The following is a 22,343-nucleotide window of genomic DNA, read 5'->3' on the forward strand; positions in this document are numbered from 1 at the left end:
GCATAATATGCGCGACACACAATCATCCCTTTTTAAAGGGAAAGGATTCTTTGCCATGGGTTTACCCATAATACCCAATCCAATAAATCCAACCCTCATGTGATTACCCTCCTTATTCAATAGAAATTTTATGTTTGGAGCCGCAATAGCCGCAGCCGTCAAACGAAATCCGCTGATGACCGCCTCTCGCCTATATGTAAAGATTATCAGAGTTGGCACCTGGGATACGGACAAAAATAAGCGGATTTTTTGTATTTTAACCCCTTTTTTATAGGAAAATATCCCTGTTGGGGCGGGCAATGCTATAAAGCCCGATCCCAACAGGGATGTTGATTCAGATCATGTCATTTCTTAAAATCCGTGCAATGCGCTCCTGGTCCAATGCCCGTATTACCTCAACGGCCATGCTGACCGTGGCGTCCACGTCCTCAGCCGCACAGAAATTGTAGTGGCTGTGCACATATCTGGAGGGGATGCCCAGCACCAGCACGGGGACCGCTTTTCCAGTCAGGCTGATCTTACCTGCGTTGGTACTTCCGCCCCGGCGCACTGCGTCCTGGTACTTAATCCCGCACCGGTCGCCCACCTCCTGGGCCAGACGGATGAACTCCACATTGGAAATATAGCTGTTGTCCATGTGCCGGATCTGAACTCCGCCCTTCATGCTGCACTGGGCCAGTCCCGGCCGGAAGAAAAAGTCGTCCGCAGGAGAGCCTTCGAACACAATCGCCAGGTCTGGCTGCACCTGCTGGGCCGTCACGGTGGCCCCTCTGGTGCCGACCTCTTCCTGAGCCGCAAACGCTCCTACCACGTCCACTGCCAGCCGGTCCGCCTCGTCCTTTAAGGCCTGCATGGTTTCGATGATGCTGACGCAGCCCAGACGGTTGTCAAAGGCTTTGCCGTACATGATGCCGTTTTCCTCGTGATACTCAAAACTCACATCCGGCATAATGGGATCACCCGGCCGGATTCCGTAGACCTCCATGGCCTCCTCCCGGCTGCTGGCGCCCACGTCCACCAGAATGTCCTCAATGTCCAGGGAATTGTCGTTCCTCTGGGCCGGAGTGAGAAAATGCACCGGCTTGGAGGTGGTGATCCCCCTGTGCTTTTTCCCGGACCGGGTCCGCACAATGACGGAATGGGCGGGCAGGCTGGTGAGGTGGAAGCCCCCCAGCATCAGGATGCTCAAAAGCCCGTTCTCCAGGATGGACTGCACCATGAAGCCGCATTCGTCCAGATGGGCGTCCAGCATAATTACCGGACGTCCCTCCTTCCTGTTCTTCATGGTCGCATACACGTTGTACATGGCGTCGTTTTTCACGTCCAGTCCCCGGCACCAGTTCTTCACCTCGCGGATGACCTCTTCCTCAAAACCGCTGGGACCGAAGGCGTTGGTCAACGCCTCTATTTCTTTAATGTTTGCCATCATTACCTCCAGGCTTTGCCGTGTGTTACAGCTTAACCTTTTTTAACTCCTCAACCAGGTCCACAATGTAGTCGGCAGTGGTCTGCACCATTTCCTGTCCCCATTCCGGAGTCGCTGTGTTGGGGTGATCGGGTCCGATCCAGCCGTTGTCCGTCACCTTCGGGGTATTCCTCAGGACTTCAATCTCCACGCCCTTGAAGTGGACGGTGCGGAAGCCGGTGGCAACCAGATTGTCCGTGATGTTGGCCATCTCCAGGGGAAGGTCGATCTGGCTCATATCGATCAGGGATGGATCGACCGCCATAACTCCCGCCGTCTCCTCGCCGCCGCCGTGGCCGCCCTTCCACTCAGGCTTCATATCCCAGGCCATCAGCCACCAGTTGAGCATCACCACCATGGCGCCCTTTTTGTCAAATTCCAGGCCGATACGCTCGATGGTCTTGATATTGCCTCCGTGGCCGTTAAGCACCAGAATCTTGCGTGCGCCGTGCTTGTACAGCCCGTCCACAATCTGGTACACGTATTGGTACAGCACATCGGGATCAATGTTGATGGTCCCCGGATAGTCTGCCAGGGACTGGCAGGCTCCGTAGGGGATCATGGGCGCAATGAGGATGTTGTCGTTCTTCTCCTCAATCAGGTCCAGAATCTTGTCCGGGATCAGGGTATCGGTTCCCAGCGGCATATGGCGTCCGTGGCACTCTGTGCTTCCGATGGGAAGGATCACCATGTCGTTTTCCTTAAAATAACGCTCTGCCGCAGGCCATGTAATCTTAGATAATCTCATGCTGCTTGTCTCCTTTGACCTCTCTTATTTCCCTACCTTTACGCGATCCAGCTTGTGATAGCCGATGGGATCCATCACAAAGCCCTCTACCTTGGCGTTTGCGCCTGCGGTAATGGTGCTGTAGTAGACGGGCGCGTTGTTGTTGATCTCTTTCAGCTTCACAGCCAGCTCCTCATATGCTTTCAGTCTGACAGACTCATCCGCGCTGGTTCTGCCGGTCTCAACCAGCTTGTCAACCTCAGGATCATTGATAAAGGTACGGTTTCCTGCCGCGCCCTGCTGGGAGGAGTGCTCCAGGGAATAATAGGTGTAGTCCGCGTCGGTTGTGGAGGTCACCCATCCGAAGTAACCCATGTCGTGCTCGCCGGCGGTGGTTCTGGAAATGAAGCTTCCGAATTCCATCACCTCGATGCCGCAGGTGATTCCAACCTCCTGAAGCATAGCCTGTACAGCCTGACACACCTCAACGCGGGTCTGGTTGTCGTTCACCCAGATGCTGGTCTCGAAGCCGTTGGGATAGCCCGCCTCAGCCAGCAGGGCCTTGGCCTTCTCGGGATCATACTCATATGCGCCGGGGCTGTAATAGCCGAATACGGCCGGAGCGATGATGGCGTCAGCCGGCTCGCCGGAGCCGCTGGCAATGGTGTCGATGATCAGCTGGCGGTCGATGGCGTAGTTGATGGCATCTCTTACCTGCTGGTTGTCAAAGGGCGCTTTGTTCATATTCATGGAGATATAGTAGCAGGTCAGGGACGGAGCCTCGAACAGCTGCAGATCGGAATTGCTTCTCACCTTCTCCAGGTCGTTGGGAAGCAGGTCGTAGGCCAGGTCCACCTCGCCGGTCTCCAGGGCGATGGTTCTCTGGGATGCCTCGGGGATCACCTTCATCACCAGTTTCTGGGTCTCAGCCGCTCCTGCGTAGTAATCGTCAAAGCGCTCCAGGGTAACGGAATCGCCCTGCTTCCACTCTACGAACTTGTAGGGACCGGAACCGATGGGATGAAGCACAAACTCCGCCTCGTTGGCCTCCACGGCAGCCTTGGGCACGATGGCCGCAAAGGGAACGGAAAGGTTTCTAAGGGCCGGGGCGTAGGGCGCCTTCAGCTCCACATTTACCGTATAGTCGTCCACTACGTCAACCTTGTCGATAAAGTCCACGATATAGGAAACAGCCGCGGAATTGATGGCTCTCTCCAGGGAGAATTTCACGTCCTCAGCCTTCACCTCAGAACCGTCATGGAACTTCACGCCCTTGCGGATATTGAAGGTGTAGGAGGTTTCGGAATTCTGGGTCCAGCTCTCCGCGATCTGGGGCTGAAGCTCTCCGGTGGCCGCGTCAACCACGGTCAGGGTGTCGAAAATCTGGTCCGTCACCTCAACGGCCGGGGTCTCCTTACCCTGATGGGGGTCAAGGGAGGTCACGTCCGCGCCCTGCGCCCATACCAAGGTGTCCTTGTACTCTCCGGAGCCGCCTCCTGTTGTATCTCCTGCGGCCTCCTTTGATGCGGCCTCGGTGGCGGCGCCGCCGTCCGCGGGGGTCTGTCCTGATTTGGAACAGCCTGCCGCGCTAACTGCCATTGCGGCAATCAGGGATAATGCAATCGCCTTTTTCCATGTTTTTCTCATACTTTTGCTCCTCTCTTTTTTGCTTGCGCTGCCCGGCGGCCCAGCAGGGACCGGCGGCAGCTTTCCAATCTATAAATACCGGATTCAGCCGGAATTTATCTCTGTTCCTGAATCATCCGGCAGCTGACAAAATGCTCCGGCTCCAGCTCCATCAACGTCATCTCCCTGCTGGTGCAGGCCTCTGTGGCATAGGGACAGCGCTTGGCGAACCTGCAGCCCGGGTCCGGGTTGATGGGCGACGTCAGTTCTCCCTTGAGCGGTATCCGCTCCATTTTGAAATCCGGGTCCGGAACCGGGATCGCGGACAGCAATGCCTTGGTATAAGGATGCAAGGGGTTCTTAAACAGAGTTTTCGCAGGCGCACACTCCACCATCTGACCCAGGTACATCACCACGATATTGTTGGAAAAATGCCGGACCACGGACAGGTCGTGGGTGATAAACATGTACGTCAGGTTCAGTTCCTCCTGAAGATCCTGCATCAGATTCAGAATCTGGGCCTGGATCGATACGTCCAGGGCGGACACCGGCTCGTCGCACACGATGAACTTGGGGTTCACTGCCAACGCCCTGGCGATGCCGATTCTCTGGCGGCGTCCGCCGTCCAGCTCATGGGGATAGGTATTGACCAGGCGCTTTGCCAGTCCCACCAGGTTCATGATCTCATCCACCCGGCTGATGATGGCCGCCCGCTCGCTGGACTTGTAGATTCCCTGTACCAGCAGCGGCTCTATGATGGCCTCGCTGACCGTCATTCTGGGGTTTAAGGAGGCGAAGGGGTCCTGGAAGATGATCTGCATGTCCTTCCTCAGTTCCTTCAGCTGCTTCTTGTTATAGCCCAGAATATCATTTCCCTCAAAATACACCTTGCCCGCCGTAGGCTCGTGAAGCCGCAGTATGGCCCTGCCCATGGTGGACTTGCCGCAGCCGGACTCTCCCACCACGCCCAGGGTTTCGCCTGCGCGGATGGAGAAATTCACGTCGTCCACCGCATGCAGGGTACCCTTGGGCGTTGTAAAATATTTCTTCAAATGCTCTACGCGTAAAAGCTCTTTCTTCTCTTCCAGCATATGTAAATCTCCTTCCTCAGTTCATATCCGAAGCCTGATGGCCGTATCGGAGGCAGCGAACCTGATGGGTGCCGCCCAGGGACACCATCCCGGGATGGGACTTGGAGCATTCAGGAGTCGCGTATTTACATCTTTCACAGAAGACGCAGCCCTCAGGCAGCCTGGTGGGATCAGGCATCATGCCGTCAATGGCCTGCAGCCGCGTTACGTCGCTTGTGAGGCTGGGGATTGAACCGAACAGCCCCTCCGTGTATGGGTGTTTCGTGTCCTTATAAATCTCCCGCAGCGATCCGTATTCCACCACCTCGCCCGCGTAGATGATGGCCACGTAATCGCAGTTTTGGGCAACCACACCCAGATCATGGGTGATCAGGATCATCGAGGTATTGTTCTCTGACTTCAGTTGATAGATCATCTCCAGTACCTGGGCCTGGATGGTCACGTCCAGGGCCGTGGTCGGCTCGTCTGCAATCAGAAGCTTGGGATTGCAGGCCAGGGCGATGGCGATGACCACTCTCTGCTTCATGCCGCCGGAAAACTGGTGGGGATACTCTCCGAACCGCTCCGCCGGGATTCCCACCCGCTCCAGCATGTTCTCCGCCCATTTCCTGGATTCCTGCTTGGACAGGCCGGGATTATGGATCTCAATCACCTCCAGAATCTGCTCGCCCACGGTCAGCACCGGGTTTAAGGAGGTCATGGGGTCCTGGAAGATCATGGAGATATCTCTGCCCCGAATCTTCATCATACCTTCCTTGCCAATGGTCAAAAGATCCTGTCCCTCAAACTGCACCTCTCCGCTTAAAATTTTCCCCGGAGGGTTGGGGATCAGACCCATGATTCCCTTGGCCAGGGTGGTTTTGCCCGCCCCTGTCTCTCCTACCAGGCCCAGGGTCTCCCCCACTCCGATCTGTATATTGACGCCGTTTAACGCCTTCACTACCCCGTCATCCGTCTCATAGTGGATGACCAGGTCCTTTACTTCCAATAATGGTTTATCTGCCATGTCATACCCATCCTTTCTTCATCAGCTCTTCAAACGCGGGTCAAGGGCGTCCCTCAGCCCGTCACCCACCAGGTTCAGAGCCAGAATGGTCAGCATAATGCCCATGCCCGGGATAATGGTCACGTGCCATGCGTCGCGGATATAGCTGCGGGCATTGGACAGCATCGCGCCCCACTCAGGGGTAGGCGGCTGAATGCCGAGTCCCAGGAAGGAAAGTCCTGCGATGGAGAGGATGGCTCCTGCGATTCCCAGTGTCACCTGGACGATAATAGGCGCCATGGAATTGGGAATCACGTATTTAAGAATGATGCGCCAATCGCTGCATCCGATGGCCCGGGAGGCCTCGATGAACTCCTGATCCTTCACCGTCAGCACCGACGCCCGCACCGTTCTGGCGAAGGTGGGCACATAGGAGATGGCGATGGCGATAAGCACGTTGGTGATGCTGGTTCCCAGGGCTGCCACAATGGCAATGGCCAGCAGCATGGAGGGAATCGCCAGAAGAATATCCATGATTCTCATAATGATATTGTCCGCCGTTTTCCCGTAATATCCCGCGAAAGCCCCCAGCAGACCGCCAAAAATACAGGAAATGATAATGGCAACCGTCCCCATAAACAGGGAGTAGCGCACCGCCCAGAGCATACGAAGCAGCATATCCCGCCCGAACTCATCCAACCCGAAGGGATGGGCCAGACTGGGGCCCTGGAGGCGTCCTCTCAGGTTCTGCTTGACCACGTAATTAAGATAAATCGACTTTCCCGTAACTGCATCTATAATAATAGTCGCAATGGCGATAAACACCAGGGTCAGAATGAAATACATACCGATCATGGCCATCCGGTTCTTTTTAAATCTGCGCCAGGCCTCGCCCCACAGCGAGCGCTGGCTGCCTTCCGCTTCCACGGCAATCAGATGTTTCTTTCCCATGAGCTGCACCTACTTTCTCTTATATTGTGATTTGATCCGCGGGTCCACGAAGGCGTATATGATATCCACTGCCAGGTTGACCACGGTAAACATGATTGCCAGGAAAATAACCGACCCCAGCACCATGGGAATATCCTTTGACTTGATGGAATCCACCATCAACCGTCCCAGTCCCGGCCAGGAGAATACGGTCTCCGTCAGCATGGCTCCCCCAAGCAGGGTTCCGAACTGAAGTCCCACCGCAGTGATGATTGGGATCATGGCGTTTTTCAGCATATGACGGGTGGTGATCTTTTGATCGGAAACGCCCTTGGCTCTGGCCGTGTCTATGTAATCCTGCCGGATCACCTCCAGCATGGAGGAACGGGTCATACGCGTAATCATGGCCGCGGCTCCGGTTCCCAGCGTCACCGCAGGAAGAATCAGGCTTTTAATCAGTGGAATAAATCCCTCCCCCATACCCTGAGAAGGCAGCCAGCCCAGGTGAAGGGCGAAGATAATCACCATCAGCAGGCCAAACCAGAAATTGGGCATAGCCACGCCGATGAGGGAGAATAACATAGCAGTGTTATCAATCATGGAATACTGTCTCTTGGCGGACAGGATGCCCGTGGGAATTCCGATGAGGATGGCTACCAGAATACCGGCAATGGCCAGCACCGCCGTGTTGGGGAAGCGCTCCATCACCTGCGCCCACACGCTCAGATTATTTTTGTAGGAGGTGCCCAGATCTCCCTGGAGCATGGCAAACATATAGCGGCCGTAGCGGACCAGCAGCGGATCATTCAGACCCAGCTCCTCCCGCTTCATTGCCAGCGCCTCCGCGGTCGCCTGGTCGCCCAGAATAATCGCCGCCGGGTCTCCCGGCGACAGGTTCAAAATGAAAAATACAATGAACGTCACGCCGATAATGACCGGAATCAGCATAAGCAGTCTTTTCAACACATACTTGTACATATTTCTCTCTCCATTCCTCGTTTGTTTGCCGTTTTAACGCAGCAAAGGATTATGGTTGCTTCCCATCCGAAATCAAAGGCCGGGAACCATAATAACAAAAAAGAAGCTTAAGGACTTGAAACTCCCTTGCTTCGTTCTAATAATAAAACAATTTCTTAAAATTGTCAACAATCATTGTATCTTTTTTACATTATTATAGTTTTGTCAACATTTTCTATTGTAATTTTTCCCAATACCATGCTATACTTGTCCTTACACAAAATCAATATGTCCTCGTAGCGCGCACACACATGTGGAGCAAGCGTCTGCGGGGGCCTATATTCCGGGAGGTACTGCAATATGAAACAGATCGGCGGATTTTTTACTTACGAGCCACTGCCCGAAGTCGAAAACCATTTTTTGGAATCCCTCTGCCCGCCTGAAGGCGATCTGGGCTATTTCATGTCCGGCCGCTGCGCAAACTACTATGCCCTGGAGGATATCTGCCTGACCGATCAAAAAAAAGTCGCCTACGTCCCCGTGTACACCTGTGAGACGGTGCTGGCCCCCTTCCTGAAGGCGGGCTACCAGCTTAAATTCTACGGCGTTTCCAGAGATATGACCCCGGTCTTTGACGAAGCGGCCCTGGAGGAAATCAGCGTCGTCAATCTTTGCGGCTACTACGGCTTCTGCAACTATGACCGGAATTTCATCCGGAAATGCTCGGAGCGAGGCATTGTCATTATCGAGGATGCCACCCACTCCATCTTCTCCGCCGACGGGGTGGACCCCTGCTGCGACTATGTGGTCGGCAGCCTGAGAAAATGGATCGGCATATCCGCCGGAGGTTTTGCCCTCAAACTCAAGGGGAAATTCACCCTGCCGGTGAGAGAGCCGGACACGACTCATCTGGCCCTGCGTGCCAGGCTCATGGAGGGAAACCGGCAGCGGATGTCCTGCGACGGCGGACAAACCATACAGCAGTTGAATGACTCCTTCTGGGAGGCTGAGATGATGCTGCGCCGCATCTTTGACAGCTATGGCAGCGATGATGAATCTGTGGATATCATCCGCCGCTATGACTTTAACCGTTTAAAGGAGCGGAGGCGGGCCAACTACCGCTATCTGCTGGAACATATGCCGGATCATCCACAGATTACGGTGGTGTTCCCCCGGCTGCCCGAGGGAACCGTTCCCAGCCACTTTACCGTATATGCAGCCAATCGTGACATGGTGCAGAACTATCTGGCGGAGCAGGGAATAAAATCCACCACCTACTGGCCCCGGGGAGCCATGGTGGATACAAAGGGCTTTGCGGATGCGGACTATATCTACAATCACGTACTGTCCATCCCCTGCGATCAGAGGTTCGGCGCGGAGGATATGGAGTATGTCTGCCAGCAGATTGGGGCCATGCCGGGGTGAGCTTAACCCGGCAATCGCCCGCAGGCTGCGCCGGCGGACCATTACACGCAAACTAAAAATGGAGGGACGCCGCTGCGTCTCTCCATTTTCAGTACAGGTATGATATTATAGTACGATATGTTATAAAAAGAGATCCCGGTTCTCCATCTTCATTCCAATCCGGTAAATTCGCTCTCCATTTCCTATATAATGGGTGTTGATCGCTTCCACAGACCGCTCAAGGTTGCTCTGCTTTAAAATTTCCAACAGCCATTTATGCTCCAGATAGTTATTGCCCCGACGCCCGTCCCGGGCCGCCGCATCGTCCTCATCAAAGGGCAGCTGTTTCTCCGCCACATAGGCGTTAACCTGCTCGATGGTGTAGAACATGGCTCCGTTGAGAGGGCTTAAGGATTCCCAGAGATGGGTCAGACGCTCCATCTGCCCTGAGATCATGATCTGCTTATGGAAAATCTCATCATATTTGATAACCAGAGGCAGATCGCCGGCCGCTACGGCGTCTTTCATTGCCAGCACAGCATCCTCCATCAGGAATATGCCGTCGCTCAGCAAACGGCCCCCGCACCGGTTAAGCGCCAGATTTTCCAGATTTCCCCTCAAATAGAAAATCTCGTAGGCATCCTTGGGTGACAGCATGGACACCGAGTACCCCTTGTTCGTCTCATAGTCCAGAAATCCCTCATACTTCAGCTGCTTGAGCGCCTCGCGCACAGGTCCCCTGCTCATGCCCAGCTCCACCGCTATGTCATTTTCCACAATTTTTTCCTTCTGATGAAGCACTCCCTTCAGAATCTGTTCCCTGACATACTCCGCTGCTACATCCGAAAGGCTGCCTTTACCCTCTTTTATCATCGTATCCCCGCTCTCAATGTCTTAACTTGTACATTATAACGTAGGTGAGGAGCAAATGTCAAAAGATATTTACGACAGGGCCTCAACGGGCTCCCAATCTGCGCCCCACGCCTGATTCCGGCGCTCTCTCCGTGCGGTGAAAAAAATTATCTAAAACTTTAAAATAGGTGTTGACAAATCAGTTGGGATCGTTTATATTAATATCAGTAACAATTACTATTATTGATATTAAAAAACAGCAAACTTAAAGGAGAGAACGAATATGAAAAAATGGGTATGTACGGTATGTGGTTATGTATACGAAGGCGAGCTGGCTCCTGAGAAATGTCCTCAGTGCGGCGTTCCGGCTTCCAAGTTCAAATTACAGGACAGCGAAGGCATGGCATGGGCCTGCGAGCACGAGGTAGGTGTGGCTCAGGGCTCCCCCGAGGATATCATGATGGACCTGAGAGCAAACTTCGAGGGCGAGTGCTCCGAGGTCGGCATGTATCTGGCGATGTCCAGAGTCGCTCACAGAGAGGGTTATCCCGAGATCGGTATGTACTGGGCACAGGCTGCGTTTGAAGAAGCTGAACACGCTGCCAAGTTCGCCGAACTGCTGGGCGAGGTTGTGACAAGCTCCACCAAGAAGAACCTGGAGATGCGCGTGGCCGCTGAGAACGGCGCTACCGCAGGCAAGTTCGACCTGGCTAAGAGAGCGAAAGCCCTGAACCTGGATGCGATCCATGACACCGTTCATGAGATGGCCAAGGACGAGGCCCGTCACGGCAAGGCGTTTGAGGGCCTGTTAAAGAGATACTTCGGCTAATCCTTCCGCCAAACACGCCGGCGGTATCCGGTAAATCCCCGCTGGAAGCGCCGGCGCACCCGATATTTGATAAAAATTTTATTGAATTTTGCCAAAATATGGCATACAATAGAGGATAGGTAGCATTAAATTATACAAACGAGAAAGGTGAGGTACAAACATGGCATCAAAATACGCAGGAACAAAAACCGAGCAGAACTTAAAGGACGCATTCTCCGGCGAGTCCCAGGCCCGCAATAAGTACACCTATTACGCTTCCGCAGCCAAGAAGGCCGGATACGAGCAGATGGCTTCTTTATATCTGGAGACCGCGGATCAGGAGAAAGAGCACGCAAAGATGTGGTTCAAGGAGCTGCACGGCGGCATCGGCACCGTTGAGGAGAACCTGGCGGACGCGGCTGAGGGCGAGAACTACGAGTGGACCGACATGTACGCCCGTATGGCCCGCGAGGCCCGCGAGGAGGGATTCGAGGAACTGGCTGTCAAGTTCGAGCTGGTTGCCAAGGTTGAGGCTGCTCATGAGAGACGCTACTTAAAGCTGCTGGAGAGCTACAAGAACGACAAGACCTTCAAGGACGACGCTCCTCTGGGCTGGAAGTGCAGAAACTGCGGCTACATCCACGAGGGACCGGAAGCTCCGGAAGTATGTCCCTGCTGCGCACATCCGAAAGCTTATTTCGAGCGCAAGGTTGAGAATTACTAAGATCTATATGGGTTGAAAGCCTTTGGGAGGCTGTCCTGAATGTGAATTCGGGGCAGCCTTTTTTTGTTTTCCCCCTCCTCTCATCTTCTCCCCCTGTCCATGTTCTACAAAAATGTCAGTTAAATTAGTTGATTTTACCGGTAGAAATTTGTTTTTATCTTTGCTAGTATATTAGTAGTTAGTAACTAGTATCCAATCAGAAAGGGGATAACATGGGAATATACGACGACATTCTGGACAGCGTCCGGCTTCCCCGCATGTACCGGGTTTCTCAGGAATTCGCCCGCGACCGCGTGACGGATATCGCCGGAACCATCCGGCGGGAAATCTCGCAAATCCCGGACATCGGCCGTGTGAGAGGCAAACAGGTGGCTCTGGCGGTGGGAAGCCGCGGCATCGCGAATTTGCCGGAAATTGTAAAAACCGTGATCGACGTTCTCAGCGAACACGGGGCCTCCCTCTTTATCGTGCCCGCCATGGGCAGCCACGGCGGGGCCATAGCCCAAAACCAGAAGATCATCCTGGAACACCTGGGCATCAGCGAGCAGGCCATGGGCGTCCCAATCCGCGCCACCATGGACACCGACTGCATCGGGCACACGCCGGAGGGCGTGCCCGTCTACTTCGACCACTATGCCAACTGTGCGGATTTCACGGTCAGCATCGCCCGGATCAAACCGCACAGCAGCTTCCGCGGCAAATATGAGAGCGGAATGGTAAAAATGAGCGTAATCGGTCTTGGCAAGCAGAGAGGCGCGGACTACTGCCACATCAAAGGCATGGCGAATATGGGCGCCAATCTGGAGAAAATCGGGCGCGTCCACATGGAACGGTCCAACCTGCTCTTCTGCCTGGGGCTGATGGAAAATGCCTACGACCAGACCTGTATGATCCGCGCCTTCCCGAGAGACAATATCCTGCGGGAGGAACCGGCCCTGCTGGAGAAGGCCAAAACCTACCTCCCCCGCATTCCGTTCGGCAATCTGGACCTCCTTGTGGTGGACGAAATCGGGAAAAACATCACCGGCACCGGCATGGACTGCAATATCGTCCAGCGTTTCACCTCCGAGCACATGATTGCCCGCCCCTTCACCAAACGGCTGGTGGTTCTGGATTTGACAGAGGAGTCCGACGGAAATGGCTCCGGAATCGGCCTGGCCGACATCGCCTGTCGCAGAGCCTTTGAAAAAATGTCCATGTCCAAGACCTATCCCAACGGTCTGACAGCCAGAACGACTCTGGGCTGCAAGATCCCGATCATTATGGACAATGATTTTGACACCATACGGGCCGGAATCAAGACCGCACCGGATGCGGATTATGAAAATCTGCGCATCGTGCGGATCAAAAACACGCTGCGGCTCGATGAAATGGAGATTTCCGAAGCCCTTGTGCGGGAAGCTCAGGCTATGGAACACATTTCCGGCGATTGGTCCGGTTCACCCTGGCGCTTCAGCGCGGACGGCATCTTGCTGGGAAGGGAGGACGAAACCAACGTATGAGCACGCTATTTACCAACTATGAGCGCATCATTGCCAATGGCGATCATAAGCTCAGAGCCGACGCGCTGGAAATTGCGGAAGCCGGAATCCGCAGGGTGATCCCCTATGAGGCGGTCCGCAGGCTGATCTCCTGTGATGATTCCTGTATCCGCGTGGGCAGTCTGACGATTCCCTGGGACCGCGTGAATCATATTTATGTCGTGGGCGCAGGAAAGGGTTCCTTTCCCATCGCACAGGCTCTGGACGAAATCTTCGGGGAGAACATCAAAGCCGGCACCGTCATTGTAAAAGACGGAGAAAAACGCCGTCTCCCCCATATCGAGATTTTCGAGTCCAGCCATCCCATCCCGGATGCCCGCAGCATCGAGGCAGCGGATAAGCTGATGCGCATCCTGTCGGAGGCGGGCGAAGGCGACCTGGTCTTCGCCGCTGTCACCGGTGGCTCCTCCGCCCTGGTCAACAAGCCGGCCGGAGGGATTACCCTGGAAAATCTCAGGCAGGTCAACCTGGACCTGCTCAACAGCGGAGCGGAGATCGGCAAGATCAATATGGTCCGCAAGCACATCTGCCTGATGAAGGGCGGACGTCTGGTCCAGTACGGCCAGCCAGCCATGGTCGTGACGCTGACCTTTGACACGGCCCCGCCGGATATGCCGTGGCCGGATATGTGCCTGCCGGACCCCACCACCTTCGCGGATGCCATCCAGGTGCTGAAGGACTATGAGCTGTGGGATCAGACCCCCCAGCCGGTCCGCAGCTACCTTCTTTACGGTCTGGAACACCCGGAGCTGGAAACCGTCAAAAGCCTGGACGGAATGCGGCAGGAAATATTTTCCGTAGCCGATCCCCAGCTGGCCTGCCAGGCGGCGGCCCAGGCGGCCCAGGCTCTGGGCTACACGCCCCATGTGATCTCTACCACAATGGAGGGCGAAGCCAAGGACGTCGGCATCGTGATGGCGGGCATCACCGACGAGGTTCTCACCTCCAAACGCCCCTTCCAGCCGCCGTGCGCACTGATCTCAGGGGGTGAAACCACCGTAACTATTCAGGAAAGCTGCGGAAGCGGAGGCCCGAATCAGGAAACGGTCCTGGGCTTTGCGGGGAAAATCCGCCATCGGGCGGGCTATGCCTTTGTCAGTCTGGACACGGACGGTACGGACGGTCCCTGCGACCGGGCGGGCGGAATCGTGGACGGTGCCACTGTGCGCCGGATACGGGAACAGAAAATCCACCTTGCCAAGGTACTTCACGACCACAATTCAGGCGAAATGCTGGAACATCTGGGCGACGACCTGATCACCGGGCATACCGGAACCAATGTTATGAACCTGCGGATTGTTTTAATCGGAAAGGAGGAGGGAAATGGATCGGATCGCAGCGATTAAGGGCCGGGAAATCCTAAACGCCAAGGGCCGTCCCACCGTGGAAGCCCAACTGATCACGGAGCGCGGAATCCGCGTTACGGCTTCCGTCCCCAGCGGCACGTCCCGGGGGAAGTACGAGGCCTTTGAGCTGTACGACGGCGAACCCCGCCACAATGGCCGCGGAGCCAGGAAGGCGGCGGAAAATATCTCCACGGAAATCTGCCGCGCACTGGCCGGAATGGACGTGGCGGACCAGGAGGCCATCGACCGGACGCTGTGCCGTCTGGACGGCACGCCGGACAAACACCGGCTTGGCGGAAACGCCCTTTTGGCCGCCTCAGTGGCCGCCGCCAAAGCCGGTGCCGCTTCCACCAATCAACCGGTCTACCGCTATCTGGGTCAAAAAGACATCCGGCCTGCGCTGCCGGATATCCTGGCCACGGTGATAGCGGGCGGCGTATTCTCCACCTCCGGGATGGAGTTTGAGGATTACATGGCGGTCTTTCACGGATTTTCCTCCTTTCCGGAGGAGTTGGACGCCCTGTGCGAGCTGCGCTTCTCCCTGGAAAAGGCGCTGCGCGGGCGTTACGGGGATTTCCCGGAGGACGGAGGCGCTCTGGCCGCTCCCTGCGCCTCCTCCCGTGAAGCCTTCCGCTGGATTCTGGACACCGCTGAGAGTCTGGGATACGCCGGAAACGTCAGTCTGGGACTGGATGTGGCGGCCAGCGAGCTGTGGGAGCCTGACCGGGGCATATACCGGATGGGGGAGGACCGCTGTCTCAGCACTTCCCAAATGATCTCCTACTACAGCGGTCTGTGCGGCGAATTTCCCCTGACTCTGATCGAGGACGGGCTGGATCAGGATGATTTCAACGGATTTGCAGAGCTGTCCGGCGCGCTTCCCGGTGTGCAGATCGTGGGGGACGATCTGTTTGCAACCAATCCGGAGCGCCTGCGCAAGGGGATTGAGCGCCGCAGCGCCAACGCGGTTCTCCTGAAAATCAACCAGATCGGCACGGTGACGGAAGCCATTAAAACCGCCCGTACCGCTTCGGAAAACGGGATGGATGTCATCGTCTCCCTCCGCTCGGGTGAAACCGCAGACGACTTTATCGCGGATCTGGCGGTGGCCGTGGGCGCCCGCCAAATCAAGCTCGGATCTCCGGTACGGATGGAACGAAACGTGAAATATAACCGGCTGCTGGAAATCTGGCAGGAACTCGGTATGTAACCAAATCAAGGGCATAATCGCTTGTGGAATAAAATCCGATATGATAAAGTTGTTATTATCAAATAATAAGTAGGAGAAGCGATCCATGTTGGAGAAAAAGACAATCAGCGATTATGTTTACGATAAGATATTGGAAGGTATTGTTCAGCTAACATACGCCCCCGGTGAGAAGATATCCGAGACGCAGCTGGCAGCTGCCCTGGATGTGAGCCGGGCTCCCATCAAAAGTGCGCTGGCGAAACTGGAAAAAGAGGGATTCGTCAGCATTAAACCACAGTACGGCACATTCGTGAGTAAGATTTCCGTGGAACGTGCCAGAAGTATCTGTGATATCAGGGAAATTCTGGAAGTTGAAGCGGTCCGCAGAGCGGTTGTCTCCATGACGGAGGAACAGCTGGACAAGCTTCAGGACCTGTTCGACCAAATGGACGCGTTCCGGGATGAAAAAGCGGAAAAACGCCAGTTCATCTACGACGCGGATGTGGCGCTCCACAATGAGATCTACCGCGCCAGCGGCAACGTGATCATTGCGGAAATCATGCAGCGGTACATGCCGGAAATCCAGCGGATCCAGCGGGTCAACATGACTTGGGCGGACCGTCAGGTCCCCACCCAGGGCGAGATGAAGAAGATTCTGAAGGCACTGAAAGCACGTGATGAAGAGCAGGCGGCGGCAGCGATGAAAGAGCATATCTCCAATATCCGAAAGACAATTCAGACGATATGATTGGAGGAAGAGTTTATGCGGAACAGAGTGTTATACGGTGTGCTGAGCGTGGTGCTGGCTGCGGGTCTTTTGACCGGATGTGCAGGTGGAAAAAAGGAATTTCCCAATAAAGAGATTACGGTGGTGGTGCCCTGGAATCCAGGAGGAACCAACGATCTGATGGCCCGTGCGCTGCAGCCCGTTTTCAAGGAGAAATTCAATGTAGAGCTGGTCGTGAAAAACTCTCCCGGCGGCGGCAGCGCGGTGGGAATCACGGAAGTTCTCACCGCCAAGCCGGACGGCTACACCGTGGGTCTTGCCTCCAGCTCCTTCCTGGCGCTGGTTGCCCAGGGTAAGGCGGAGGCGGATCTGGACAAGGTGGAGAATATCTGCCTTGTGGCCGAGGAGCCGGTGGTGCTGGTGGCAAAGAGCGGCGGAAAATACGCCGACGCCCAGAGCCTGATCGACGCGGCCAAAGCAAACCCCGGGGAAATCTCCGTCGGCATTCCCGGATCCAATAACGTAAACCAGGCCTACGTCACACTTTTAGGCCAGGCCGCGGGCACGGACTTTTTATTCATGCCTTTTGACGGCGGCTCCCGGGTGATCACGGAAATCCTGGGCGGACATGTGGACGCTGGCGTTTTAAAGCCCAGCGAGGTGATCGCTCAGGTGAAATCCAACGACCTTATGGTACTGGGCGTTTTCAACAAGGACGGACTGGCCGCCATGCCGGATGTTCCCACCTTTGAATCTCTGGGGTATGACGTGTTTACGCTGGGAGATATCCGTCAGGCCTCCTATATTATGGCCCCCGCGGGTCTGGATGCCGGAGCTAAGGAAAAGCTGGCCTCCATGTTCAAGGAAGCGCTGGAAAGCGACGATTTCAAGGCCTTTGCCGAGGAGAGCGGCCTGGTGTCCCGGCCGATTACCGGCGAGGAGCTGGACGTGTTCCTGGATGACGTGTACGTGGGACTTGAAAATGCCAGCAAAGAAATCTGGGCGCAGTAACCGGCCGGACGGAGGAGACACATGAAAAAAGAGGAACGTTTTTTTGAACGGATTGTGTTACTTCTGCTCCTGGCGGGCGCCGCGTTCCTTTACTACACCGCCGGCCTGTCGAAATCCGTAGCTACAGGCGCAGACATGGCATCCATGGATTTCCCCAAGGGTATCCTTCTGGTGCTGATGGTGTTCTGCGCCGGAAAGCTGATGGCCGGCCTGGCGGTGCAGTTAAAACAGAACGGAGGCCGGACCACGCCTGCTCAGGCGGACCAACCGGCTCCGGAGTCCCAAGCGGCGGATTTTTCCTCCGCCGGAAAGCGCGACCCACGGACCGTCCTGACCATGGCAGCAATCGTGATCTATGCATTTTTCTGGAGAATTCTGGGATTCTGTATCAGCAGCTTTCTGTTTTTCTTTGCGGAATCCATTTTGTTGAAACGCGACACCCCAAGGCTGAGGGCGGTTCTCATATCAGCCTTTGTCACCCTGGCAATCTACGTTATTTTCGGCATGGCCTTCGGAGTGGACTTTCCGGAACCGCTGCTGGAACTTGTCATCGGATAACAGGAGGGACCTATGGACACAATTCTTATGATGTTTCAAAGCTCGGCCGCCACATTTTTTAATCCGATGATTCTGCTGATCGTCGCCGCAGGAACCTTCCTTGGCCTGGTGTTCGGAGCGCTGCCGGGACTGTCCGCCACCATGGGTGTGGCGTTATTGATCCCGCTGACCTTTACCATGGACACCACCAGCGCATTCGGCATGATGCTGGGCACCTATATCGGTGGAATGGCCGGGGGAGCCGTATCCGCCACGCTGTTAAATATCCCCGGCACTCCCTCTGCGGTTGTCACCTGCCTGGACGGCTATCCCATGGCCAAACAGGGCCGGGGCGCCGAGGCACTGGGTTGGGCGGCTTTCGCCTCCGGCTTCGGCAGTATTGTGAGCTGGTTTCTGCTGGTGACGCTCTCCCCGGTCCTGGCCGGGCTGTGTACCAGCTTCGGACCGCCGGAGTATGCCGCCCTGGCATTTTTCGGGCTGACCATCATCGCGGCCGTGTCAGGCAAATCCCTGATCAAAGGGCTGATCGCCGGAATCGTGGGCGTGATTCTCTCCTTTGTGGGCACGGATCCGATTTGGGGCGACCTGCGCTTCACCTTCGGCAATATCAACCTGATGACAGGAGTCAGCACCATCCCCGCCATGATCGGGCTTTATTCAATCCCGCAGATTATTATCAGCTGCACGGGGAAAGGAAATCCGCATGTGGACGCCCGGGAATTGAAACTTAAAAATTTTCTTCCAAGTTTTAAAAAGATATGGGAACAGAAGTGGAATATTATCCGTTCCAGCATCATCGGAACGGGTATCGGAATCATCCCCGCAACCGGCGGGAATATCGCTTCTTTTATCGCCTATGACCAGACAAAACGCTTTTCAAAGCACCCGGATGAGTTTGGAAACGGGGCCTACGAGGGAGTCATCGCCTCGGAAGCGGCCAACAACGGCGTCTGCGGCGGCGCCCTGATCCCCATGATGACCCTCGGAATCCCCGGCGACAGCGTTACCGCCGCACTTATGGGCGGGCTGATCATCCACGGCCTGCGGCCCGGCCCGGCTCTGTTTGCGGATTCCCCCCAGGTGGTGTCGGAAATCTTCGCAACGGTGCTTATGGCCACAATTCTTATGGTACTGATTCAGTGCGTTGGAATCAAACTGTTTGTGCGCATTCTCAACGTGCCGGTGCACTACTTAAACGCGGCCCTGGTAATCCTCTCCCTGGTGGGTTCCTTCGCTCTGAGAAGTAATTTCTTCGACGTGATTTTGACCCTGGTGATCGGGTTGTTCGGCTATCTTATGATCCGCGGCGGTTTTCCCACCGCTCCCATCGTGCTGGGCCTGGTATTGGGTTCCATGTTCGAGGGAGAATTCCGCCGGGCCTTAAAGCTCAGCCACGGCAGCATGACAATTTTCTTTAAACGCCCGGTGTCCTGCGTTTTTATTCTCATCGGACTGGCGGTGATCGGAAATGCCTGCTTGAAGGCGTGGAAGAAGAAGCCGGAAACGTGATTTTGAAACAGGCGCTTGATGGCACTCATACTAAAAGCAGCTTACCGGACTGGTGAGCTGCTTTTTCATTAAATGTAATAGGCAGATGACGATTGTTGGCACGTTTTTACGAGCGCGCCAGCCGCTTTGTTGCTGCATTTATTCGCGTAACATGATATAATAAAACGTATCTCTTATGGCCAACCTGCGGTTGCCGACAAAGTATGATCAGGAAAACACCTAAAACCAGGGGGCGCAGCAATGTTATTGGAAAGAATCTTTCATTTACTCGTTTCCGAGGAAAAACTGGAGCGGGCGATCTACAAAATAAACAATGGCGGAGATATGGAGGACATCGACACCATCGTCAACGCCTATTTCCGGCTGGCGAAGAAAATGTACCGCAAAAACCTGCATTTTTTCCGAAAGCCCAAAACCGTGGAGCTGACGGATTCCTCCATGGTGATCCGCATCGACGGGGAAACCTACGACTTTGGCTTCATTCCCCACAATGACCTGAGGGGCACCGGCTGGAAAATGGACATCGAGGTGCTTTACAGCACAGACAAAATGCGCGGGATTGTGCAGGAACGGCTGTCGGATAAGGTTGCACGGGAATGGTAGTCGCCCGCCTTCATCACATGGGCTTTAGATTTTTTTCTAGCCGGTCCGTCATCCAGGCCAGGCGTTTGGCGCGCCCCGCCTCGGTCTTGGCGTCAAAATACGCCCTGGTGTAGGTTTTCCGAACAGAGGGCGGCATCGCAAGAAAATTGGCGTGGGCCTGTTCATTTCCGCTCAGGAGAGCCGCCACGGTTTCAATCTGCTCCGGCGTCACGGCCGGGGAACTGGCCGGGTTGTCCCACTGGCCGTTTTTCTTAGCTTCCCGAATTTTCTCCCTGCCGAAATCCGTCATCAGGCCGCTTTGTTCCAGCTTCTCTGTCAGCGCTTTGTTCTTTTCCGACCACTTGCTGCCGGCTCTGCGCGCGGAGAAGTATTTCATGTAGGACTGGTCGTCGATCCGCTTCATCACCCCGTCGATCCATCCAAAGCAGAGCGCTTCCTCCAGGGCCTCGCCGGCTTTGAGCGTCCTGATTTCCTCCGTCTTGCCAAACAGCAGCCAGACGCCGCCGCTGGACGTGCAGTTGTCCGCCAGCCAGGCGCGGAACTCGCTGCGGGTTTCAAATTGTAATGGATCGTTCATCTCTTGACCTCCATTCCGAATGGGCGGGATCGCGTTTCATCTCCCTGAGTTTCAGAAAAGCAGTTTTGTCTGTGGCTATTTTGCCGCCGGCAAAGCTGCTTTTCCGCGTTTTCCTGTCCTGCAGGTTTATTTCTCGTAATACTTAATCAGTGCCTGTGTTCCTAAGTCTCCAAGCCCTTCCGTTTCCAGATCCCGGTACATGTCCAGCACATAATCCAGCACGCCCAGCTTTGCGCCGGCGGCCTCGGCCTCCTCGGAAGCCAGCTTCATATCTTTGATGAAGTGCTTGATGAAGAACCCGGGGTCGTAATCGTCCTTGAGAATTCTGGAGGCAACGTTGCTCAACTGAGCGCTGCCCGCCGCTCCGGTGCTGATGGAGTCCAACATCACCTGGGGATCCAGGCCCACGGCCTTGGCGTAGGCAATGGCTTCGCAGGCGCCGCTGAGCGCGCCGGCGATGGCGATCTGGTTGCACATCTTGGTGTGCTGCCCGTTGCCCGCCTTACCCTCGTAGCGGATATTTTTACCCATGGCTTCAAACACCGGCAGGCAGGTCTCAAAGGCCTCCTGGTCGCCTCCCACCAGAATGGTCAGGGTGCCCGCTTTCGCTCCGGTATCTCCGCCGGTTACCGGGGCGTCCAGCGCCTTTAAGCCCTTTTTGCGGGCGTTCTCGTAGATACGAACCGCCAGCTTGGGGCTGGTGGTGGTCATGTCGATGACGCAGGTTCCCGGGTCCGCGTGGGCAATGACGCCGCCCTCGCCGAAATAGACTTCCTCCACGTCCTTGGGATATCCCACGATGGAAATCACCACGTCCCGTCCGGCCGCGCACTGGGCCACGGTGTCGCACCACAGCGCGCCCTCCGCCACAACATCCTCGGCCTTGGACTTGGTACGGTTGTAAACCGCCACCTCATATCCCGCTTTCATCAGGTTTCTGACCATGGATTTCCCCATAATGCCGATGCCGATAAATCCAATCTTTTTCATGTATGCCTTCCCCTCTTTCTGAATATTTCTAAGGCGCCGCCGATGCGGCGGCTCCCGGATCGCTTCCCCGCCTGATTGGCGGTTCCTGTATGGTCTCCCCGCTCATATAAACGGTTCCCGCAGGATCAGCGCTTTTCGATCTCCATCACCATATCCACCCGGCGCTGATGGCGTCCGCCCTCAAACGCGGCGTCCAGCCAGGCCTCGGTGATCATCTTGGCAAGCTCGCTGCCCACCACGCGGGAGCCGAAGGCAAGCACGTTGGAGTTGTTGTGCTGCCTGGAGAGCTTGGCTGTGTAGGGCTCGCTGCAAACGCAGGCGCGGATGCCCTTTACCTTGTTGCAGGCCAGGGAAATTCCCACCCCGGTTCCGCAGATGGCGATGCCCAGATCCGCTTCCCCGTCCGCCACGGCCCGGCCTACCTTCTCACCGTAAACCGGATAATCGCAGCTCTCCGACGCGTTGGTTCCCAGGTCAATCACCTCGTAACCCTTGCCTTCCACAAACTCTTTAATGATATTTTTCAGTTCAATTCCTGTGTGATCATTGCCCATCGCAATCTTCATGACACAATCTCCCTTTATCCTTATATGATAGTCTGCCGCGGTCCCGCACAGCCTGTCACGGCTGTCACGCGCGCGGTATGTCCGTGTTTATTATAAAGCATGGGGCGTTTTGAGACAAGCCCTTCTTATTCTACAAATGCCAAAAGCCGCAGATTCG

22 protein-coding genes are annotated in these 22,343 nt (G+C 55.5%); 11 read left to right on the forward strand and 11 right to left on the reverse strand.

Annotated features, from left to right (window positions below; all coding sequences use genetic code 11):
• Nucleotides 1-334 precede the first annotated feature (334 nt).
• The 7 genes from ACK2JC_RS11395 to ACK2JC_RS11425 form a co-directional block, all read right to left on the reverse strand.
• On the reverse strand, nucleotides 335-1,426 hold the full coding sequence (locus ACK2JC_RS11395; protein WP_118755067.1) for a M42 family metallopeptidase: 1,092 nt from the start codon (nucleotides 1,424-1,426) through the stop codon (nucleotides 335-337).
• Between the two features lie 25 nt (nucleotides 1,427-1,451).
• Nucleotides 1,452-2,213 (reverse strand): creatininase family protein, encoded by a 762-nt coding sequence (locus ACK2JC_RS11400; protein WP_320938489.1) that lies wholly within the window; start codon nucleotides 2,211-2,213, stop codon nucleotides 1,452-1,454.
• Nucleotides 2,214-2,237: 24 nt separating this feature from the next.
• On the reverse strand, nucleotides 2,238-3,839 hold the full coding sequence (locus ACK2JC_RS11405) for an ABC transporter substrate-binding protein (RefSeq protein WP_092371907.1): 1,602 nt from the start codon (nucleotides 3,837-3,839) through the stop codon (nucleotides 2,238-2,240).
• Between the two features lie 95 nt (nucleotides 3,840-3,934).
• Entirely contained in the window at nucleotides 3,935-4,909 is a 975-nt protein-coding gene (locus tag ACK2JC_RS11410; protein WP_107435655.1) for an ABC transporter ATP-binding protein, read from the reverse strand.
• A 16-nt stretch (nucleotides 4,910-4,925) separates the two neighbouring features.
• Nucleotides 4,926-5,915, reverse strand: a complete 990-nt coding sequence (locus ACK2JC_RS11415) for an ABC transporter ATP-binding protein (protein WP_118755064.1) — start codon at nucleotides 5,913-5,915, stop codon at nucleotides 4,926-4,928.
• Nucleotides 5,916-5,936: 21 nt separating this feature from the next.
• On the reverse strand, nucleotides 5,937-6,845 hold the full coding sequence (locus tag ACK2JC_RS11420; RefSeq protein ID WP_092371921.1) for an ABC transporter permease: 909 nt from the start codon (nucleotides 6,843-6,845) through the stop codon (nucleotides 5,937-5,939).
• Between the two features lie 9 nt (nucleotides 6,846-6,854).
• On the reverse strand, nucleotides 6,855-7,802 hold the full coding sequence (locus ACK2JC_RS11425) for an ABC transporter permease (RefSeq protein ID WP_092371913.1): 948 nt from the start codon (nucleotides 7,800-7,802) through the stop codon (nucleotides 6,855-6,857).
• A 339-nt stretch (nucleotides 7,803-8,141) separates the two neighbouring features.
• Here ACK2JC_RS11425 and ACK2JC_RS11430 point away from each other — a divergent pair, with 339 nt between their 5' ends.
• Nucleotides 8,142-9,206 (forward strand): DegT/DnrJ/EryC1/StrS family aminotransferase, encoded by a 1,065-nt coding sequence (locus tag ACK2JC_RS11430; RefSeq protein WP_276954255.1) that lies wholly within the window; start codon nucleotides 8,142-8,144, stop codon nucleotides 9,204-9,206.
• A 120-nt stretch (nucleotides 9,207-9,326) separates the two neighbouring features.
• Here ACK2JC_RS11430 and ACK2JC_RS11435 read toward each other — a convergent pair whose 3' ends face one another.
• Nucleotides 9,327-10,058 carry a GntR family transcriptional regulator gene (locus tag ACK2JC_RS11435; RefSeq protein WP_092371917.1) on the reverse strand — a complete coding sequence of 244 codons (732 nt, stop codon included), beginning with the start codon at nucleotides 10,056-10,058 and terminating at the stop codon, nucleotides 9,327-9,329.
• A gap of 262 nt (nucleotides 10,059-10,320) precedes the next feature.
• Between ACK2JC_RS11435 and ACK2JC_RS11440 the strand changes: the two genes are divergently transcribed.
• The 10 genes from ACK2JC_RS11440 to ACK2JC_RS11485 all read left to right on the forward strand — a co-directional run bounded on the left by ACK2JC_RS11440 (nucleotide 10,321) and on the right by ACK2JC_RS11485 (nucleotide 20,053).
• Nucleotides 10,321-10,866 carry an NADH peroxidase gene (locus ACK2JC_RS11440; protein WP_320937257.1) on the forward strand — a complete coding sequence of 182 codons (546 nt, stop codon included), beginning with the start codon at nucleotides 10,321-10,323 and terminating at the stop codon, nucleotides 10,864-10,866.
• Between the two features lie 160 nt (nucleotides 10,867-11,026).
• Complete coding sequence (gene rbr / locus ACK2JC_RS11445) at nucleotides 11,027-11,569, forward strand: rubrerythrin (RefSeq protein ID WP_007719492.1); 543 nt, start codon at nucleotides 11,027-11,029, stop codon at nucleotides 11,567-11,569.
• Nucleotides 11,570-11,781: 212 nt separating this feature from the next.
• Nucleotides 11,782-13,071: a lactate racemase domain-containing protein gene (locus ACK2JC_RS11450; RefSeq protein WP_320937256.1), complete on the forward strand. Its 1,290-nt coding sequence runs from the start codon at nucleotides 11,782-11,784 to the stop codon at nucleotides 13,069-13,071.
• Nucleotides 13,068-14,456, forward strand: coding sequence for a glycerate kinase (locus ACK2JC_RS11455; RefSeq protein ID WP_368270967.1), 1,389 nt, complete (start codon nucleotides 13,068-13,070; stop codon nucleotides 14,454-14,456). The genes ACK2JC_RS11450 and ACK2JC_RS11455 overlap by 4 nt, the downstream gene beginning before the upstream one ends.
• Nucleotides 14,434-15,666 carry a phosphopyruvate hydratase gene (eno, locus tag ACK2JC_RS11460; protein WP_320937254.1) on the forward strand — a complete coding sequence of 411 codons (1,233 nt, stop codon included), beginning with the start codon at nucleotides 14,434-14,436 and terminating at the stop codon, nucleotides 15,664-15,666. The genes ACK2JC_RS11455 and eno overlap by 23 nt, the downstream gene beginning before the upstream one ends.
• 85 nt (nucleotides 15,667-15,751) lie before the next feature.
• Nucleotides 15,752-16,393 carry a GntR family transcriptional regulator gene (locus ACK2JC_RS11465; protein WP_024737594.1) on the forward strand — a complete coding sequence of 214 codons (642 nt, stop codon included), beginning with the start codon at nucleotides 15,752-15,754 and terminating at the stop codon, nucleotides 16,391-16,393.
• A 15-nt stretch (nucleotides 16,394-16,408) separates the two neighbouring features.
• Nucleotides 16,409-17,383: a tripartite tricarboxylate transporter substrate binding protein gene (locus ACK2JC_RS11470; RefSeq protein ID WP_368270968.1), complete on the forward strand. Its 975-nt coding sequence runs from the start codon at nucleotides 16,409-16,411 to the stop codon at nucleotides 17,381-17,383.
• Nucleotides 17,384-17,404: 21 nt separating this feature from the next.
• Nucleotides 17,405-17,941 (forward strand): tripartite tricarboxylate transporter TctB family protein, encoded by a 537-nt coding sequence (locus ACK2JC_RS11475; RefSeq protein WP_302327165.1) that lies wholly within the window; start codon nucleotides 17,405-17,407, stop codon nucleotides 17,939-17,941.
• A 12-nt stretch (nucleotides 17,942-17,953) separates the two neighbouring features.
• Nucleotides 17,954-19,450: a tripartite tricarboxylate transporter permease gene (locus tag ACK2JC_RS11480; protein WP_227167728.1), complete on the forward strand. Its 1,497-nt coding sequence runs from the start codon at nucleotides 17,954-17,956 to the stop codon at nucleotides 19,448-19,450.
• A gap of 240 nt (nucleotides 19,451-19,690) precedes the next feature.
• A complete protein-coding gene (locus ACK2JC_RS11485; RefSeq protein ID WP_320937253.1) occupies nucleotides 19,691-20,053 on the forward strand; it encodes a hypothetical protein in 363 nt (120 codons plus the stop codon).
• Nucleotides 20,054-20,066: 13 nt separating this feature from the next.
• Here the strand turns inward: ACK2JC_RS11485 and ACK2JC_RS11490 are convergent, their stop codons facing one another.
• The 3 genes from ACK2JC_RS11490 to rpiB form a co-directional block, all read right to left on the reverse strand.
• The gene (locus ACK2JC_RS11490) at nucleotides 20,067-20,630 is read right to left on the reverse strand and encodes a YdeI/OmpD-associated family protein (protein ID WP_320937252.1); all 564 of its coding nucleotides are present in this window, start codon (nucleotides 20,628-20,630) and stop codon (nucleotides 20,067-20,069) included.
• 126 nt (nucleotides 20,631-20,756) lie between these two features.
• A complete protein-coding gene (locus ACK2JC_RS11495; RefSeq protein ID WP_227167725.1) occupies nucleotides 20,757-21,620 on the reverse strand; it encodes an NAD(P)-dependent oxidoreductase in 864 nt (287 codons plus the stop codon).
• Between the two features lie 125 nt (nucleotides 21,621-21,745).
• Entirely contained in the window at nucleotides 21,746-22,186 is a 441-nt protein-coding gene (gene rpiB / locus ACK2JC_RS11500; RefSeq protein ID WP_320937251.1) for a ribose 5-phosphate isomerase B, read from the reverse strand.
• Nucleotides 22,187-22,343: the final 157 nt, after the last annotated feature.

It is taken from the genome of Enterocloster lavalensis, from assembly GCF_046603895.1.
Classification (GTDB): Bacteria; Bacillota; Clostridia; order Lachnospirales; family Lachnospiraceae; genus Enterocloster; species Enterocloster lavalensis.